Origin of the sequence: Methylobacterium sp. CCH7-A2, assembly GCF_001557075.1 — a bacterium.
In the GTDB taxonomy this organism is placed as follows: Bacteria; Pseudomonadota; Alphaproteobacteria; order Rhizobiales; family Beijerinckiaceae; genus Allobosea; species Allobosea massiliensis.
This window is the reverse complement of record NZ_LSKN01000183.1, coordinates 104,686-122,775: the sequence shown is the minus strand read 5'-3', so window position 1 is coordinate 122,775 and position 18,090 is coordinate 104,686. Positions and strand designations below refer to the sequence as shown.

The following is an 18,090-nucleotide window of genomic DNA, read 5'->3' as shown; positions in this document are numbered from 1 at the left end:
TCGTCAGTTCAAATCTGGCCCCCGCAACCAAAATCAAACGATCAAAACGCCCGCAGCCAAAACTGCGGGCGCTTTCGCGTCGTGTCGATCCTTCTGCCGTCAGCGCGACCGCAGCGGCAGGGCGGCGCTGCGCAGCAGCGAGACGAGCTGGCTCTGCTGGTGCGTCCGGGTCTTTTGGAAAATGCGCGCCAGATGTGTGCGCGCCGTCGAAATCCTGACATTCTGGACGGCCGCGGCTTGCGTCAATGACTGTCCGGAGGCCAGCGCCGAGGCGACGCGTGCTTCCGCCTCGGTCAGCTGGAAGAGTTGACGGCAACCGGCGACAAAATCGGTCGCCGGCTCGAGCCGTTTGAGGGCCAGCATCGCCCGCCGCGGCCGGCTCCCGGCCGTGATCGGCGTGGCCGGAATCAGGCAGGCAGACAAGGCCGGCCGCCCTTCGCGACGATCCCGGATCAGAAGACTGCTCCGTCCCTGGTCGAGCGGCTGCTCGCCCCAGCGCAGGGCGGCCTCGACGCCCTGTTTCAGCAGCCGTTGATCGCCGGAATTCCTGGCGAAGAGACGCCCTTGATGGAGACCGAGCGGCGAGTCGGTCTCCATCAGGATCATCTCCGCCTCGGCGTTGGCATAAGTGACACGCAACTCGCCATCGAGCAGCAGGATCGCCATGGCGACGGCATCGAGGGCATCGCGGGTCTCGTCGCGCTGCCATCTCACCTGGCTCATCTCGGTGCTGACCAAGGCGATCCGGCGCAGAAGCGGCGCGAGTGACTGCAGCAACGCGGCGTCATCGTCGCCAAAGGGCTCCTGGCGTTGCCCACGCTGGACATCGAAGAACCATTGACTCGGGCCGATCTCAGCCAGCCGGCAGCCGAGACCTCCATACATGTCCTGCGGCGCCATCCACTCCTGCCAGGCGCGGCTGGAGCGCAGCGCAGCCTCACCGAACAGGGCGTTGTCGCGATAGACGCTGCCGATGGGCACACAGCGGAGCCCCTCTGCGAAGCGAATGAAGTCTTCAGCGAGATCCTCGTAGCAGCGACGCTGCATCACCTCGTCGCTGTTGGTGGCGATGGCATCGGCGGCTGTCAGGCCTGGACCCAGCCGGGCGAGACAGGCTTTCGAGCCGTCGAAGAGCTGGCGCAGCCGTTCGACGGCATCCGGCATCTGGGCGCTGTCGAACGCGCCGGCGAGCAGGCTATCAGCCGTGGCTGCCACCGCATCGACGCTGGGACGGGACATCGCCACGCCTCACCCTCCAACCAGCCTCAGCACCAAGGCGGCCGGACCATAGCAACGCGACGTCTTTGGATAAAGTCCAAAAGCAGTCCAAAGCACAGGGGTTCGGCAAGGCTGGCGCTAGACGCGGGCAAGACCGATGAGCTGGTCGAGGTCGGCCTGGCAGCCGAGCGCGTCGAAGACCCCGGCCCGGCGCGTCGCAACGGCGCCGGCCGCAGCCGCCTGACGCAACGCCTCGGCGGTGCCCAGGCCGCGTGCCAGCGCCACGCCGAGCGCCGCCGCAAAGGCATCGCCGGCGCCCAGCGTGTCGACGACGTCGACGGGAAAGGCTGGCTGGCCGATGGCGCCCTCATGTCCGAGCGCGACGGCGCCGGCCGCGCCCAGCGTCAGCACGACCAGCCTCGGTCCGCGAGCCAGAACCGCCGGCCCCAGCTCCGAGACGAAGCGGGCCGGCTCGGCCGGATCGATCGCGCCGGGCAGGACCGTCTCCGCCAGCGCCTCGGCTTCGGTCTGGTTGAGCACAAGGATGTCGGTCGTCGCCAGGATCTCGTCCGGGATTGGCCGGAAGGGCGACGGATTGAGCAGGGTCGTGACGCCGGCGCGACGCGCCAGCGCTAAGGCCTCAGCGATGGGGCCGTCGGCGATCTCGAACTGCGCCATCACCATGGCGGCAGCGGCGATGCGCTCCGCAGCCTCCCGCACATGGTCGGCCGACAAGGCGTGGTTCGCTCCGGGATCGACGGCGAGGCAGGTTTCGCCGTGAGCGTCGGTGAAGCCGACGCCGCTTCCCGTCTTGCCGACGACGCGGATCAACATCGACGCAGGCAGATCGGCCTGTGCCAGAGCGGGCGCGGCGAAGGCGGAGGCGAGATCGTCGCCCACCGCCAGCAGCCCGTCCACCTCGGCGCCGAGACGCCGCGCAGCGACGGCGAGGTTCAGTCCCTTGCCGCCGGGCTCGATCATGACGATATCGGCCGCAAGCGACTCGCCCGGTCGCGGGAACCGCTGGACCTTGGCCGAACAGGACAGGACGAAGCTTGCCAGCACGAAGACGGAGCCTGCAGCCATCGTGTCCGATCCCCTTTCGCAGTCCGTCAGCGCCGCCCGCGCATCTGCCTGCCGATGACATTGCCGCTCAAGCCCAGCAACGTGCGGAGGCGTCCGCCGTTCCAGGATCTGCTGGATCTCCGCGACGACACGGCGCAGCCGCTCTACCAGCAATTGGAAGATCAGCTGGCGCGCCTGATCGGGACTGGGACCTTGCCACCCGGCACGACCCTGCCGGCGGAGCGACAGCTCGCCGAGCGTCTCGCCATCAGCCGCTCGACCGTTCAGCGGGCCTATAACGCGCTGCGGTCGAAGAAGCTGCTGAGCGCGCAGGGGCGGCTCGGATCGATCGTCCAGGGCACGACAGGGCGCCTGCATTCGGGGATGGACCGTCTGAAAGGCTTTACCGAGGAGATGCGCGAACTTGGACGCGTGCCATCGTCGCGGATCCTGGAGCGAACCGTCGTCAGCGATCCCACCATCGCCGCTCTGTTCGGTCTGGACGACTCCGCGCGTTTTTTGAAGCTCGTTCGGGTGCGAAGTGGCGATGGAGTGCCTCTCTCGCGCGAAACCGGCTGGTACAACCTCCAGCGGGCTCCGGAGCTCGAACAGGCCGATCTCGGCGGGTCGGTTTACGCGGCGCTGGCCCAACTGGGCGCGCCGCTCGAACGCTGCGACCAGACCATCGAGGCCGCGCAGCCGAGCGCGGAGGAATCCGCGATTTTCGGCTTCGATGAGCCGGTACCCTGCCTGCTGATCAAACGCCGCAGCTTCGCTCGTGACGGCGACATGCTCGAATATGTCGAGGGCCTCTTCCGGGGCGACAGCTACACCTATCGGCTTTCGCTGCGGATCTGACGATACCGCCCACGCGGCGCCGCACGATCCCGATGAACCAGCAGCCCCGTCGGCGCGACCAACAGAAGGAACACGACCACGCCGTCTGACAGGGCGCTTCCGGGCCAGCTGTCACGCAAGGAACCGCGAAGATGCTCGAAATCGAGGACGCTCCTCGCATGTCCATGATCTTCAGCCTGCCGCATCCGGCTTCACCCCAGCCTCTCCCGTCCTGCTGCGCTCCCGCACGCGATCCGGGCCGAGGTGCCAAACCCCTCTTCGTGATCGACGCCGAACTGCGCGTGCATTTCCGCAATCAGGGCGCCACGGCGCTGACCCGTGAGGGGCTCAGCGGCGAGGGCCGTCTCATCTGCTCCGACAAGCTCTTCGCGGCCCGTCTCCAGACCTGGCTCAAGCGGCGCTTGGCCGGCACGGCCTCCGAGGAGATAAGGCTGCCGCTGCTGATGCGCTGCGGCCGCCAGACGGTCATCGATGCCGTCCATCTCGGCGGGGCCGGCATGGATCTCTTCATCCTGACGGTCGACGATCCCCAGCGCATGATCGACCGCAATGTCGACGAAGTCGCCGAAGCCTGCGGGCTGACGCCCACCGAGGCGCGGATCCTCGGCCTCATCGTCAAAGGCATGGACACGGTCGAGGCCGCCCGCAAGCTCGGCATTGCCCGCACCACGGCGCGCACTCATCTCCAGCGCCTCTTCGCCAAGACCGGCACCGCCCGGCAGAGCGAACTCGTGCGCTTCGTCGCGACCTTCGTCGAGGAGGCCGCCTGAGCGCGAGAGCGCCGCTCAGTCCCGGCGCAGCCCGTCGATCCAGCCGCCGACAAGGTTGCGGGCGAGCAGGAATTCGGGACTGAACGTGGTGCGCCGCAAGGGTTCGACCGAGATTGGCCCTGCGAGAAAGGCACGCTCCTCCGCCAGCGCCTGCACCGCCTCGGCATGGCTGACCGCCCGGAAGGCGATCTGTGTTCCTGGGCGTGCCTGGGCAAGGCGCCCGAGATCGGCGCCGATCACCGTCGCGATCTTCGGATAGCCGCCAGTCGACTGCCGGTCCGCCATCAGCACGATCGGCTGCCCTTCGCCCGGCACCTGGATGGCCCCCATGGCAACCCCATCCGATGGGATGTTGAAACCCAGCCGGTGGCTCAGCACAGGGCCTTCGAGGAAGCAGGCCATGCGGTCGCCTCGCTCCGAGATTCGCCAGGGCCCGGCGAGAAAGGCGGCGAAGACGTCGGCGGCGAAGTAATCGTCCTGGGGGCCGGGCAGCACGCGAATGAGATCGGCAGGTCGGTCCAGCAGGGGGGCGTGGATTTCGCCAGGGCCGGTGGTGCCGCCTGTCTCCATCCCCACGGGCAGACTGTCCCCGGCGCGGAGCAGGCGCCCTCCCGGGCCGCCCATGCCGGTGCGCAGATGGGTCGCCTGCGAGCCCAGCACGGACGGCAGGCAGATGCCCCCGGCCACTGCCAGATAAGCCCACATGCCGTCATCGCCGGCGCGCACCCTCAGGGTCGAGCCCGGTTCCAGGCGCAGCACGGCAGCGGCCGGCAGCGCCTCGCCATCCAGCGTTACGCGGAACCTGCCCCCCGCCACGGCCACGCCGAGTGGCCGGTCCTCGGTTGTGACCTCGATACCGCCGAGCGAGACCTCGATCGCGGCTGCGCCCATCTCATTGCCAAGCGCCCGGTTGGCGACCGCATGGGCGAACGGGTCCATCGGCCCAGCGACTGTGACGCCATAGCGCAAATAGCCATGGCGCCCGCGATCCTGGACGGTCACGCCCGGCCCGGCGGATAGAATGCGTAGCGCCGTCATGCCGGCTGCCTGCGGGCGATGCGCTCGCCCGTCTCGGCGCGGGCCTCCAGGGACGCGAAGGTATGCTCGTCGATGGGCTCGAAGCACAGGCTGTCGCCTGGCTCGAACAGGAAGGCGCTGCTCCGCTCGGGTGCATAGAGCCGCTCGGGCGTGCGGCCGACGACATACCAGCCGGTGGGCATCGCGAAATGGGCGACGGCGCAAAGCCCACCGCCGACCAGCACGGCCCGGCTGTCATGCGGCGGGCGGGGGCGGGGCCGGCGCGAGATCGCCAGCGGTTCCGGCAGGCCTCCGAGATAGGTGAAGCCCGGGGAAAAGCCGTACATGTAGACGCGGTAGCGCCCGGCGGCGTGGAGCTCGGCGGCCCTGTCCGCTGTAAGCCCGAGAAGCCCGGCCATCTCGGCCAGGTCCTCGCCATGGGGCGGCGCATAGCAGCAGGGCAGTGTCCAGAGTGCGCTGTTGCGGCTGGCGACCGGCGCGGGGCCGGACAGGGCCGCCCTCACATGGGAAACCAGCCGGGCCCGGTCGAGCCGCAGCGGATCGTAATGGATCATCAGCGAGCGATAGGTCGGCACGAGTTCGCGCAGGCCTTCGGGCGGATTGGCCGCCAGTGCCGCGTCGAGCGCGAGAACCCGGTCGCTCAGCGCGGGGTCGACGCTGCGGCCGAATTCGACCACCAGGGCCGCTTCCCCTGCGTCGAGGAATTTCGGGGCAGCCGGCGCATCCTGGCTCATGCGAACGGGGCGAGCCCGATGCCGGCCTCCTCCAGCGCCGCCCTCACGGCGCGAGCGGTCGCGACCGCATGGGCGGAATCGCCATGGACGCAGACGGATTCGATGCCGGTCGGCAGGCGCCGGCCCGACAGCGTGATCAGCGCGCCCTCGCGGACCATCGCGACGACGCGCTCGGCCGCCTCGCGCGCATCGGTGATCATGGCGCCCGGCAGATGGCGCGCCACGAGTTGCCCCTCCTCGGTGTAGCCGCGATCCGCGAAGATCTCCTGATGGACCTTCAGCCCTGCCGCCTCGCCGGCCGCGACCTGCTGCGTCAGCGCGGTCGCGAGAAATCCCAGCGTCGGATCGACCGCCTTGATCGCGCGAGCGATCGCGTCCGCCACGGGCCGCTCCTCGCAGGCGATGTTCCCGAGCGCGCCATGTGGCTTCACATAGCTGATGCGGTGGCCCGCATAGGAGGCAAGCGCGGCAGCGGCACCGATCTGATAGGCAACGAGCCGCTCGATCTCGCCCGTGCTGAAGGGGATGCGCCGCCGTCCGAAACCCCAGAGATCCGGGAAGCCCGGATGAGCGCCGACCGCCACCCCGTTCTGCCGCGCGAGCGCGAAGGCATTGGCCATGATCTCCGGGTCCCCCGCATGCAGGCCGCAGGCGACATTCGCCGAGGTCACGATCGAGAGCATCGCCGCATCGTCGCCGCAGCGATAGGCGCCGAAGCCCTCCGCGAGATCCGAGTTGAGATCGATCCTCTGCATCGTCCGTCCATTCTCGCTGCGCGGCGTGGGAAGGCGGCCGCGAGCGCCGAGCTTAGGACGTGGAGCCTGCGCAGAGAAGTCCGCGACGGGCGCCTCCAACCTTCGTCGCGACGTTCCGATTGGAACATTACCTTAGGTTATCCTTAACGGTTGTGTCCCAGCTTTATGCCGGCTCATCACTGCCCCGGACCCCCCCCCCGATGAAGATTTTGACTGCCCGGATCGCGTCTCTCACGGTGGGCGCGAAAATCGCCGTGATCATGGCACTCATGCTGCTGCCGATCGGGCATCTGACGCTGCTTTTCGTCCAACAGGTTCGCAAGGACATCGCCTTTTCCGCGCTCGAGGTCACCGGCGCCCGGGTGCTGAGTGATGTCTGGGCGGCGCTTGCGGCCAGCACTGCGCCCGCGGCGTCGGCCGATCGGCTCGCGAGCGAGGCGCGCCGTGTCGCTGCCCAGCAGCCAGCCGCCGAGGCTTTGAAGGCCGGAGAGGCGATGCGGGCTTTCGCCGGCGCTCTCGGCGAAGGCAAGGACCGCAACGCGGCCTGGGACGCCGGCCAGGCCGCCATCCAGAAGATCGCCGACGGCTCCAACCTCACCCTCGATCCCGATGTCGACTCCTACTACGTGATGGATGTTGTCGCCGTCCGGCTGCCGGAATTGGTGATCGCGCGGGCTGCGCTCGACGCCGCGATGCAACCGGCCCTGATGGGCAACAAGGTCACGCCCCGTCAGCACGACGCGCTGGTTCAGGCGGCGACGCGCTACGACATCGCGCTTTCGGCTGTGCAGTCCTCCCTCGCTTCCGGTGTCGCAGGCAATACCGATGGCAGTCTGGGGGCTGCCCTCGCCGCCGTCCGCAGCGGCTTCGAGAGCGCCGGCGCGGCGGTCTCGCGCCAGGCCGCTGCGCTGCGCGAGGACTATGCGATGGAGCGCGCGCCCTCGCTGCGCCAGCCGGACGCTCAGGCCGCTGCAAGCGCTTTTGCGGCCGCCTCCGACGCGCTCTGGCGCGGTGCGCAGACCCAGCTGATCCGCCTGATCGAGGCTCGTATCGGCGGGATCGAGTCGAAGGCGATGCGCGATCTCGTCATCGCGGCGCTGGCGGCGCTTGTCGTCTTCGGTTGTGCGCTCGGCTTCGTCCGCACCATCCGCAACCCGCTCGGCGATCTGGTCGCGTCCCTGCGGCGTCATGAGGCGGGGGATTTTTCCAGACCGGTTCCGCATACCGCCCTCGCCAACGAGATCGGCGAAATCGCGCGCGCTGCCGATCAGGGACGGGCCGAGGCGGGCCGCACGGCCCTGACGGTCTCGGCCATGAACCAGTCGCCGACGATGCTGATGATCACCGATCCTGAGGAGCGGATCACCTTCATGAGCGCCTCGCTGCTGCGCCTGCTGAAGCAGCTGGAGCCGACGTTCCAGGCGGCCTCGCCGGGGTTCAGGGTCGAGGCGATGATGGGCGAGCATATCGACTGCTATCGCACCAACGCCAATCTCAAGCGCCAGCTCATCCTCGACAACGGCCAGGTCAGGAAGGTGCGCTACGATGTCGGCGCAGAGGCGATCATGGTCGACATGGCCTATATCAGCGATGCGGGTGGCAACACGATCGGCCACACGCTGATCTGGCGCAATGTGACGGCCGAGTTGCGCAGCGAGGCCGAGGTCGCGGCCGTTGTCGAAGCCGCCCGTGCTGGCGATTTCTCGGCCAGGCTGTCGCTCGACGGCAAGGAGGGGTTCGTTCGCGACATCGCCATCGGCCTCAACCAGGTTTCAGCCGTTGTCGAGGACGCGACGGCCGACTTCGCCCGGGTCATGCAGGCACTGGCTGCGGCCGATCTCACCAGCCGCGTGACAGGCGAGTATCAAGGCGTCTTCCAGACGCTGAAGGAGGCGATCGACGACACGGTCGACCGCCTCTCGGCGACTGTGAGGACCATCCAGGTCACCTCGGCCGATGTCGGCCTCGCTGCGCGCGAAATCAACCTGGGCGCAAACGACCTGTCGAAGCGGACCGAGGAGCAGGCCTCGAGTCTCGAGGAAACCGCGGCGACGACGGAGCAGCTCGCGGCTTCCGTCAAGGCGGCTGCGAACGCGTCCCGTCAGGCCGTTAAGCTCGCCGAGGAAGCGATGGCGGTGGCGGGCAAGGGCGGAGCCATCGTCTCGGACGCGGTCGATGCGATGACGCGCATCGAAGCCGCGTCGCAGAAGATCTCGGACATCACCACCGTGATCGACGGCATCGCCTTCCAGACGAATCTTCTGGCGCTCAACGCCGCCGTCGAGGCGGCCCGCGCCGGCGACGCCGGCAAGGGCTTTGCCGTCGTGGCATCCGAAGTTCGCACCCTCGCGCAGCGCGCCGGCGACGCCGCCAAGGACATCACGACGCTCATCGCAGAGTCCGGCAGCGAGGTTCAGCAGGGTGTCGGACTGGTCCGCTCGGCCGGAACGGTTCTGGAGCAGATCGTTCAGGCCTCGCGCAAGGTCGCGAGCACCGTTTCGGAAATCTCGTCCGCCACCTCCGAACAGGCGAACGGCATCGACGAGATGAGCCAGACCGTCGCGCATATGGACGAGATCACCCAGCAGAACGCGGCGCTGGCCGAAGAGAGCGCGGCATCCGCCGGCTCGCTCTCGGGGAAGATCGGACAGCTCAACGACCTCGTCGCGGCTTTCAGGACCGGGCCCGAGGCCGGCTCAGCCGGCCAGATCGCCGCTTCGACGGCGACCGAGCCCGCACGCCTGCGCCAGCTTGCCGAAGCCGCCTTCGCCCAGACCAAGGCGCGGGCGCCACGTGCAATGCCCCGGCCGGCGGCTTCGCAACCGCAGAGCGCGGCCCCTGCTCCGGCTCCGGCCAAGAAGGTTGCCAACAGCCATGCAGGCGGGTCGGGGTGGGAAGAGTTCTGAGGTGGTTTTCAGGGCATCGCGCTTGGCCTGACTGCCCGCGCCTGACGAGGGCCCTGCCGATCCGGCAGGGCCCTTTTTGCTGAAATGGGGGCGTCTGTCGCCATCCAGCCTGTCGGATGTGTTCGCCCGCTGTACCGCTAGACCTCGATTGACAAGGCGCGCACGCGGCGCGCAGTATGCAGCATACAATAAGAATGGCGGCACGAACCGCCATGGCACGGGCAGGGAACATCGGAGGAGCGGACATGCGCGCACGCAGATCCGTCATTGGCACGCGTCGGTGGGTCTCGTCGCGACAGGCTCCGCTCCGACCCAGCGTCCGGACCGCGATGGGTCGATCGGCTTCCTCACGACTGACCGGTCGCTGGGCTAACCGACCGTGATGCCTCTGTCCCGATTCCTGCTTCGCCAGCTCGAAAACCTCCTGATCCTCGCCTTCGTGGTGATGATCGCGATGGTCTTCGGCAATGTCGTGCTGCGCTACCTGTTCAACTCCGGCATCACCATGTCGGACGAAGCCTCGCGCATGATTTTCGTCTGGCTGACCTTCGGCGGAGCTTTCCTCGTGGCGCTCGAAGGCGGCCATCTCGGCATGACGGCGATCGTGCAGATGCTCGGACTGCGCGGCCGCCGGTTGGCGCGACTCGTGGCCGAGAGCCTGTCGCTGTTCTGCATGGGCCTGCTGGTCTTCGGTTGCTGGCAGCAGAGCAGCCTCAACATGGCCAATCTCTCGCCGGTGATGGGTGTGCCGACCGCGATTTTCTACATCGCCGGCCTCGCCTGCGGCCTCGGCATCGGGGCGATCAACCTCGTCACGCTGATCCGGCTGCTGACCGGCCGCGTGCCGCCGGGAGAACTCGTCATCGGCGCCGAATCGGAGGAAATGGCCGGGTTCGAGGCCCAGCGGCAGGAGCCGCCGCGCCCATGACCGTCCTCGTCTTCCTCGTCTCGCTGCTCGGCGCGATGGCGCTCGGCATGCCGATCGCGATCTCTCTTCTGGTCTGCGGCGTCGCGCTGATGCTGCATCTGGGCATGTTCGACGCGCAGATCCTGGCGCAGAACCTGATCGGCGGGGCCGACAGCTTCCCGTTGATGGCCGTGCCCTTCTTCATGCTGGCCGGCGAGTTGATGAATGCGGGCGGGCTGTCCAAGCGCATCATCGCCTTCGCGATGGCGCTCGTCGGCCATGTCCGCGGCGGGCTCGGCTATGTCGCCGTCGTCGCGGCCATCGTCATGGCCAGCATCTCCGGCTCGGCTGTGGCCGATACGGCGGCGCTCGCCGCCCTGCTGATCCCGATGATGCGGCAGGCCGGCTACCGGCTCGACCGCAGCTGCGGGCTGATTGCGGCCGGCGGCATCATCGCGCCTGTGATCCCACCCTCGATCGGCTTCGTGGTGTTCGGCGTCGCGGCCGGCGTTTCGATCACCCGGCTGTTCCTGGCCGGCATCGTGCCGGGCCTGCTGATGGGCCTCGCGCTCGTCATCACCTGGTATGTGCTGGCGAAGGACGAGCCGGTTTCGCCCCTGCCGCGGCCGAGCGTCCGCAGCATCGCGAAGGCCGCGTTCGACGGTCTGTGGGCACTGCTTTTGCCCTTCGTGATCATCGGCGGCATGAAGCTCGGCGTCTTCACTCCGACCGAGGCCGCTGTCGTGGCCGCGGTCTATGCCTTCGTGATCGGGATGTTCGTCTATCGCGAATTGCGCATCGAGCATCTGCGGCCTGCGCTGCTGGCGGCGTTGAAGATGTCGGCCTCGGTCATGTTCCTGGTCGCGGCGGCGCTGGTTTCGGCCTGGCTCATCACCATCGCCAACATCCCCGCCGAGGTCGGCGCGATGCTGGGTCCGCTGATCGAACACAGGACGCTGCTGATGGCGGCGATGATGCTGCTCGTCATCGTCGTCGGCACCGCGCTCGACTTCATCCCGACCGTGCTGATCCTGACGCCGGTGCTGATGCCGATCGTCAAGCAGGCGGGCATCGACCCGGTCTATTTCGGCGTCCTCTTTATCATGAACAACGCCATCGGCCTGCTGACACCGCCCGTGGGCACCGTGCTCAACGTGGTCTGCGCCGTCGGCCGCGTTCCGGTCGACAAGGTCGTGCGCGGCGTCATGCCCTTCCTGCTGGCGCAGATCGCGGTGCTCACCCTGCTGGTTCTGATCCCGGACATCGTGACCGTGCCGGCGAAATGGTTCTACGGGCGCTGAGGAGGCGCCGCGTCGAAAACGAGAAACCACAAGAACGACACCCAAGGAGGACAACGAGATGACCCTCACCAGGCGCCATGCCTTGATCACCGCCGGCTCTGGCCTCGCCCTCTTCGCCATCGGCCGGCCGGCCCTCGCCCAGGCCACGAAGCTGCGCTTCGCCCATCCCCATCCTGAGGCCGACAGCTGGCACAAGGCGGCGCTCCAGTTCGCCGAGAAGGTGAAGGCGAAGAGCAACGGCCAGATCGAGGTCCAGATCTTCCCGAACGGCGCGCTCGGCTCCGACCCGCAGACGATCAGCGCGGTGCGCGGCGGCTCGCTCGACATCTGCCTGACCGGCAACCCCTTCTTCACCGGCCTCGCGCCCAAGCTCAACGTGCTCGACCTGCCCTTCCTGTTTCAGAGCCGCAAACATGCGGCCGCGGTGATGGACGGGCCGATCGGCGACGGGCTGCGCAAGGAGCTCGAAGGCTCCAACCTCAAGGCGCTGGCGACCTGGGAGATCGGCTGGCGCAACCTCACCAACAGCCGCCGCCCGGTTGCGACGGCCGCCGACATCAAGGGCCTGAAGATCCGCACCACGCCGAACCCGGCCCATATCCGCGCCTTCCAGTTGCTCGGCGCCGTGCCGACGCCGATGGCCTTCACCGAGCTGTTCTCGGCGCTCGAGACCGGCGCGGTCGACGGGCAGGAGAACCCGGTGACGCTGATCCTCAATGCCAAGTTCGCCGAGGTGCAGAAGCATCTCTCGCTGACCCGCCACGCCTTCACCACGGGACCGGTGGTGATGAACAAGGCGAAGTTCGACGCGATGGCGCCCAATCTCCAGAAGATCCTCGGCGAGACCGCGATCGAGCTCGCCGCCGTCCAGCGCCAGATGAACGAGGACACGGAAGGCTCCAGCCTCGCCGCGCTGAAGAAGGCCGGCATGCAGGCGGTCGAGAACCCCGACCGCGAATCCTTCTCGAAGATCGTCGCGGCCGAGGTCGAGAAGGAGTTCGTCACCAAATTCGGCGGCGAGACGCTGGACGCGATCAAGAAGGCCGCGGTCTGATGGAGATCATCGACCTCTCCATGCCGATCGAGCCGCATTTCCGCTGGCCGGTCGAGCTGGCGATCAAGGGCGACATCGCCGCGGGGGACCCGTTCCGGGTCTCCCGCATCAGCATGACCTGCCACGGCTTCTCGCATGTCGATGCGCAGGCCCATGTCATCGCCCACAGCCCGACGATTGAGGCGACCGCGCTCTCGCGCGTCGTCGGCCCGTGCCGCGTGCTCGACCTGCGCGACGTCGCCCCCAACCAGGCAATCGATGCCGAGAGACTCGCCGCGGCCGATCCCGGCGGGCCGGAGGGCGAGATCCTGCTGCTCTCCAGCGGCTGGGACACGAAGCGCGACTACCGCACGCGCGAGTTCTGGCTCGATGCGCCCTATCTCACCCGCGAGGCGGCGCTCTGGCTGAAGGATCGCAAGCCCACCGCGCTCGCCTTCGACTTCCCGCAGGACTATCCGATCCGCCTGCTGCTCGACGACAAGCACGTGCCCTTCGACCAGCACGTCACGCATGACATCTGCCTGCGCGCCGGCATCACGCTGATCGAATATGTCGTCAACACCGGCGCGCTGAAGAACCCCCGCACCTTCCTCTGCGCCGCCCCGCTGAAGCTGCCCAACGCCGACGGCTCCCCGGCGCGGATCTTTGCCATCGAGGGGATGGGCTGAGGAGAGGCGCTTTTCGGGCCGATCGCGGAGAGCGCCTTTGATGGGATGGCGCGTCTGGAGTGTGCCGATTGTCTCGGGCCCGCCGCCGTCATCCCGGGCTTGCCCCGGGATCCATCGGAGGCCTCCGGCGCTTGACGATGGATTCCGGATCGGCGCAGCTTCGCCGCTTGTCCGGAATGGAGGTCTGTTTCCGAGCGACGTCAGCAGGCTCTAGGCATCTTGACTCCAGGCCCGACAATGTTCCTATTTTGTTCTCACTCAAGGGAGCAACGAACAATGTCCGCCGGACCAGCCGAGATCGAGGATGATCGCGACGCGATCGAGTGGGAACTGATCGAACTGGTCGAGGAGCACGGCAGCGAGCGGCAGGCCCTGCGCGCCCTCCTGCACGACTTCCATGCGCTGCTGGCCGACGCCGACAAGGCCGTATCGCGGGGCTTCCTGCGCGGAATGTTCTCAGAGGGCGCCAGGGCGCCGCTCGATGATGATCAGGCCGCGTAGTGGTCCAGCGATCGAAGCGCTCGCTGTCGTCCGGCAAGGTCGAGGACATGCAACGCGAGGTAAAGGCCTTCCAATCGAAGGTCCGGGGCTGGGCGGCGGAGGTGCCTATCGGCAGTGCGGTTTATCTCGGCCTCGATCCGCTCAATAGCTCTCTCGATCTGATGGCACGCATCCTGAACGGCGAAAGGGATGGAAAGGGCTTTGAGCGGCGCTATGGTGAGGGCGGGATAGAATGACCCGCGCATAAGGTATAGAGAGCCATTGGTGGGGAGGATGTGCGTTTGGGTAACGTCGAATTTTTTGAGCTGATATTATATTTTATAGTTGGAATGACATATCATTATAGGTATGAGATTATAATTCTAATTTTATTACTATATTTTATTGGTAGAAGATTCAACATTAGATTTCCTGTGTTGGTTTCATTCTTTATCGTTGTTGTGGTGACTGCGATCGTTGTCTAGATTTCACTAATTTTCCGTACTTGAGCGCACGCCGATCTACGCCGGCGACCTATGTGGTAAATTGCCGTGGGCCTAGGTGTTACTTCGCTTCGCGAACCAGCGTCGTCCTGATGATGCTCAACAGGTCGGCCTTCGTCGCCCGCTCCAGCGCGAGTTCATTCGGTTCCGCCGCGAGCACCGAGGCCGCAACTTAACTGGCAACGGGCCATCGGCTGGCTGATGCACTGGCGCCGCTGCTGCGATCATAAGCTAAGTGCGGGATTGAGAGCCGCCATTTCGCTTGCATCTGCTAGCGCGGACCTAATTCTTTGATTTCAAAGCGTTTCCAGCCAGAAAGGCTGGTGCTGCGAGAGAGGATTGAACTCTCGACCTCACCATTACCAATGGTGTGCTCTACCACTGAGCTACCGCAGCAGGATCGTCGGCCAGGTTGCTCTGCGGTCGCCGGGGCGAGGGCAGGGCGGGCGTCGTTCCGAAGCGGCGTCCTGATGCCACAAGCGCCGGGTGGACGCAACCCACATCGTCGCGGCACGGACGAGATGGTCTATGGCCCTGCGGTCGGCCGCCGGCGTGGGGTCGGCCCGTCCGCGTTCAGTCCGGCAGCAGCAGCCGCGGGTCGATGCGGAAGAGCCGGGCGTCGCCGAGCAGATGGGCGCTGTAGCCGGCGCCCAGCAGCGGCCCGAAGGCGGCATCGCGCAGGTTCAGCCCGCCGGCATAGGCGCCCATGGCCGGCATGACGCAGCGCCGGGCCGACAGCGCGAAGCAGCGCCGCCGGAGCGCCCGCCCGCGCATCCTGATCTTTGCGGCCGGATGAAGATGGCCGGCGATCTCGAACCCCGTCTCACACGCATCAGGCTCGTGGCGCAGGGTGACGCCGCGAAGATCGACGGTTGCGGCGCTGTCGCCCCCCATCGCCGCGCTGATCTGCGGGTCGTGATTCCCGGTCACCCAGAGCCAGTCGCGGCCTGCCTGCAGCCGCTTCAGCGTCGCGCGGTTGTCTTCGTCGAGGCGGATTTCCGCGTCGCGGTCGTGGAAGCTGTCGCCGAGCGCGATGACGCGCGTGGGCGCATGGCGGGCGATCGCGGCCGCAAGCGCCGCCAGCGTCGCCGCCGAATCATAGGGCGGCAGAAAGACGCCGCGCCTCGCATAGGAGGAGCCTTTTTCGAGATGCAGGTCGGCGACGACGAGCGTGCGCTCGTCGGGCAGCCAGAGCGCGCCCGAATGATCGGGCACGACCACGAGCCGGCCAAGCAGAAAGACCGCTTCAGTCGGCACCCTGTCGCTGGCCGCCAATGCGTTCACGCCATCGCCTCTTCGGTCAGCATCGCCTCGGCCTCCGCCAGGATCTCGTCGGCCGCCTCGCCATAGACCGCCTCGCGGCCGATCTCGAGCATGACGGAGACGCCGAGCGGCGACACATGATCCAGCGGCTGATGCACGATTCGCCCGCTGATCCGTGTCAGCATCTGGCCCAGGCGCTTGATGTCGAGCAAGCCCGTCGCGGCATCCGCGCGTGCGGCCTTGAGCAGCACATGCTCGGGCTCGTGCCGGCGCAGCACGTCGTAGACGAGATCGGTCGACATGGTGACCTGCCGGCCATTCTTCTCCTGGCCGGGAAAGCGCCGCTCGATCAGGCCGGCGATCACGGCGCATTGCCGGAAGGTGCGCTTCATCAGCGCCGATTCCGCCAGCCACTCCTCGAGATCGTCGCCCAGCATATCCTGCGAGAACAGCTCGTCGAGGCTTAAGCTGCCCCGCGCGATCGCGGCCGTCATGTCGCCGAGCCCCCAGCAGGCCATGCCATAATCATTGCAGACGAAGCCGAGCGGCCGCATCCGCGCGCGCTCCAGCCGGCGCGTCAGCAGCATGCCGAGCGTCTGATGGGCGAGGCGCCCCTCGAAGGGATAGGCGACGAGGTAGAAGCGCCCGCCGCGCGGGAAGGTCTCGACCAGCAATTCGCCGGGCTTGGGCAGGCGCGATTTCAGCCGCTGCGCATGCAGCCAGGACGAGACCTCCTCGGGCAGGGCGTCCCACTCCTTCGGATCGGCGAGCATCGCCCGCACGCGTGCGGCGAGAAAGGTCGAGAGCGGGAATTTGCCGCCGGCATAGGAGGGGATCTTCGGGTCCGTGCCCGGCGCGGCGCGCGAACAGACCGCCTCGTTGCCGCTGATGCCCTCGAAGCGCAGCACCTCGCCGGCGAAGATGAAGGTGTCGCCCGGAACAAGCGTCTCGGCGAAGTACTCCTCGATCTCGCCGAGCACGCGCCCGCCGCGGAGAGGAGTCTGCGGCTGGCCGGGCTGGCCGGCGCGGGCCTTGCCGAGCCGGACCTTCATCATCGTCGATTCGACGATGGTGCCGACATTCATGCGGTATTGCTGGATCACCTTGGCGTTGCTGGCGCGCCAATGCCCCGCCTTGTCCTGGCGGAGCTTGGCGAAGCGCTCATAGCTCCTCAGCGCATAGCCTCCGGTCGCGACGAAGTTCACCACCGCGTCGAAATCGGCGCGTTCCAGCCCGGCATAGGGGGAGGCGGTGCAGACCTCCCGGTAGAGCGCCTCGGAGTCGAACCCGTCCGAGCAGGCGACGCCGAGAACATGTTGGGCCAGCACGTCGAGCGCCCCGATGCGGGCATCCGCCGTGTCCTGCGCGGCCTCGGCCACGGCATCGAGCGCAGCCCGGCACTCCAGCAGCTCGAAACGGTTGGAAGGCACGAGCAGCGCCTGCGAGGGCTCGTCCATGCGGTGGTTGGAGCGGCCGATGCGCTGCATCAGCCGGCTTGCGCCCTTCGGCGCGCCGATATTGACGACGAGATCGACATCGCCCCAGTCGATGCCGAGATCGAGCGTCGCGGTGCAGACGACCGCCTTCAGCCGCCCCTCGGCCATCGCCGCCTCGACCTTGCGGCGCTGCGTGGCGTCGAGCGAGCCGTGATGCAGCGCGATCGGCAGATTGTCGTCATTGATCGTCCACAGCGCCTGGAAGGCGAACTCCGCCTGCATGCGCGTATTGACGAAGACCAGCGTCAGCTTGTGCGCCTTGATGGCCTCGTAGATCGCCCCCATCGCATGGCCGGTGGTGTGGCCGGCCATGGGCAGGCGTGTCGGCGTCTGCAGGATGCCGATGCGCGCCGCCGCCCCGCCCTTCACGGTGACGAGGCCGGCCGGCGTCTCGCTGCCCCCGAGGAATCGCTGCAGATCGGCCGGCTCGCGCACCGTCGCGGAGAGTCCGACCGCGCTGACCTGCGGGGCGAGGCTGCGCAGCCGTGCCAGATCGAGGGAGAGCAGGTCGCCGCGCTTGGAGGTCACCAGCGCATGCAGCTCGTCGAGCACGATCCGCCGCAGGCTGGCGAAGAAAGGCGCAGCGTCGCGATGCGAGACCAGCAAGGCGAGCTGCTCCGGCGTCGTCAGCAGGATGTCGGGCGGCGTCCTGATCTGCCGCGTGCGCTTGGCGGCGGAGGTGTCGCCCGTCCGGGTCTCGACAGCTATGGGCAGCCCCATCTCGCGGATCGGCGCCTCGAGATTGCGCGCGATGTCGACGGCCAGCGCCTTCAGCGGCGAGATGTAGAGGGTGTGCAGCCCCTCGCGCTTGCCGTCGCGCTGCGACAGCTCGACCAGCGAGGGCAGGAAGCCGGCGAGCGTCTTGCCGGCTCCTGTCGGTGCCACCAGCAGCGTCGAGCGCCCCGCACGGGCCTCTTCGAGCAGAGCGAGCTGATGCGGCCGTGCGCTCCAGCCGCGGCTGGCGAACCAGGTCTCGAAGGCGGGAGGAAGCGGGGAGGGCGCGGCCATAGAGAACAGAGATAGGATGGCTGCAGCCGGAACGAAAGGCGAATATCCCTATGCCGCCCGGTTGCA

General features: G+C 67.5%; 16 protein-coding genes and 1 tRNA gene. 9 read left to right on the top strand and 8 right to left on the bottom strand.

From position 1 onward, the window contains the following. Window positions 1-99 precede the first annotated feature (99 nt). Together AX750_RS14430 and AX750_RS14425 are read right to left on the bottom strand one after the other, a co-directional pair. Entirely contained in the window at window positions 100-1,239 is a 1,140-nt protein-coding gene (locus AX750_RS14430; protein ID WP_067254521.1) for a transcriptional regulator, read from the bottom strand. 117 nt (window positions 1,240-1,356) lie between these two features. Then, entirely contained in the window at window positions 1,357-2,304 is a 948-nt protein-coding gene (locus AX750_RS14425) for a PfkB family carbohydrate kinase (protein ID WP_067254518.1), read from the bottom strand. Between the two features lie 54 nt (window positions 2,305-2,358). Between AX750_RS14425 and AX750_RS14420 the strand changes: the two genes are divergently transcribed. Then, a complete protein-coding gene (locus tag AX750_RS14420) occupies window positions 2,359-3,141 on the top strand; it encodes a GntR family transcriptional regulator (protein WP_067254516.1) in 783 nt (260 codons plus the stop codon). A gap of 158 nt (window positions 3,142-3,299) precedes the next feature. Continuing rightward, window positions 3,300-3,911 carry a helix-turn-helix transcriptional regulator gene (locus tag AX750_RS14415; RefSeq protein WP_197432825.1) on the top strand — a complete coding sequence of 204 codons (612 nt, stop codon included), beginning with the start codon at window positions 3,300-3,302 and terminating at the stop codon, window positions 3,909-3,911. Between the two features lie 15 nt (window positions 3,912-3,926). Here AX750_RS14415 and AX750_RS14410 read toward each other — a convergent pair whose 3' ends face one another. From AX750_RS14410 to AX750_RS14400, 3 genes are read right to left on the bottom strand one after another with little or no spacing between them, the layout of a single operon-like run. Further along, window positions 3,927-4,949 (bottom strand): biotin-dependent carboxyltransferase family protein, encoded by a 1,023-nt coding sequence (locus AX750_RS14410; RefSeq protein WP_067254510.1) that lies wholly within the window; start codon window positions 4,947-4,949, stop codon window positions 3,927-3,929. Continuing rightward, window positions 4,946-5,683, bottom strand: a complete 738-nt coding sequence (locus tag AX750_RS14405; RefSeq protein ID WP_067254508.1) for an allophanate hydrolase subunit 1 — start codon at window positions 5,681-5,683, stop codon at window positions 4,946-4,948. Before AX750_RS14405 ends, AX750_RS14410 begins: the two co-directional genes overlap by 4 nt. Then, a complete protein-coding gene (locus AX750_RS14400; protein WP_067254505.1) occupies window positions 5,680-6,438 on the bottom strand; it encodes a 5-oxoprolinase subunit PxpA in 759 nt (252 codons plus the stop codon). Before AX750_RS14400 ends, AX750_RS14405 begins: the two co-directional genes overlap by 4 nt. Before the next feature lie 200 nt (window positions 6,439-6,638). Between AX750_RS14400 and AX750_RS14395 the strand changes: the two genes are divergently transcribed. From AX750_RS14395 to AX750_RS14365, 7 genes are all read left to right on the top strand, one after another. Beyond that, window positions 6,639-9,344, top strand: a complete 2,706-nt coding sequence (locus tag AX750_RS14395; protein ID WP_068074818.1) for a methyl-accepting chemotaxis protein — start codon at window positions 6,639-6,641, stop codon at window positions 9,342-9,344. Between the two features lie 382 nt (window positions 9,345-9,726). Next, entirely contained in the window at window positions 9,727-10,272 is a 546-nt protein-coding gene (locus AX750_RS14390; protein ID WP_067254499.1) for a TRAP transporter small permease, read from the top strand. Beyond that, window positions 10,269-11,552, top strand: a complete 1,284-nt coding sequence (locus tag AX750_RS14385) for a TRAP transporter large permease subunit (protein ID WP_067254497.1) — start codon at window positions 10,269-10,271, stop codon at window positions 11,550-11,552. Before AX750_RS14390 ends, AX750_RS14385 begins: the two co-directional genes overlap by 4 nt. A gap of 58 nt (window positions 11,553-11,610) precedes the next feature. Continuing rightward, window positions 11,611-12,606: a TRAP transporter substrate-binding protein gene (locus AX750_RS14380; protein ID WP_067254494.1), complete on the top strand. Its 996-nt coding sequence runs from the start codon at window positions 11,611-11,613 to the stop codon at window positions 12,604-12,606. After that, a complete protein-coding gene (locus AX750_RS14375; RefSeq protein WP_067254490.1) occupies window positions 12,606-13,274 on the top strand; it encodes a cyclase family protein in 669 nt (222 codons plus the stop codon). Before AX750_RS14380 ends, AX750_RS14375 begins: the two co-directional genes overlap by 1 nt. Before the next feature lie 276 nt (window positions 13,275-13,550). Further along, window positions 13,551-13,775, top strand: a complete 225-nt coding sequence (locus AX750_RS14370) for a hypothetical protein (protein WP_067254487.1) — start codon at window positions 13,551-13,553, stop codon at window positions 13,773-13,775. Continuing rightward, window positions 13,775-14,011 (top strand): hypothetical protein, encoded by a 237-nt coding sequence (locus AX750_RS14365; RefSeq protein WP_067254485.1) that lies wholly within the window; start codon window positions 13,775-13,777, stop codon window positions 14,009-14,011. Before AX750_RS14370 ends, AX750_RS14365 begins: the two co-directional genes overlap by 1 nt. A 567-nt stretch (window positions 14,012-14,578) precedes the next feature. On the opposite strand, the gene AX750_RS14360 is transcribed toward AX750_RS14365, so the two are convergent. The 3 genes from AX750_RS14360 to AX750_RS14350 form a co-directional block, all read right to left on the bottom strand. Further along, window positions 14,579-14,653 (bottom strand) — tRNA-Thr (locus AX750_RS14360). Window positions 14,654-14,830: 177 nt separating this feature from the next. Then, complete coding sequence (gene pdeM, locus AX750_RS14355; protein WP_348626283.1) at window positions 14,831-15,541, bottom strand: ligase-associated DNA damage response endonuclease PdeM; 711 nt, start codon at window positions 15,539-15,541, stop codon at window positions 14,831-14,833. After that, window positions 15,538-18,024: a ligase-associated DNA damage response DEXH box helicase gene (locus AX750_RS14350; RefSeq protein ID WP_067254480.1), complete on the bottom strand. Its 2,487-nt coding sequence runs from the start codon at window positions 18,022-18,024 to the stop codon at window positions 15,538-15,540. The genes pdeM and AX750_RS14350 overlap by 4 nt, the downstream gene beginning before the upstream one ends. Window positions 18,025-18,090 lie beyond the last annotated feature (66 nt).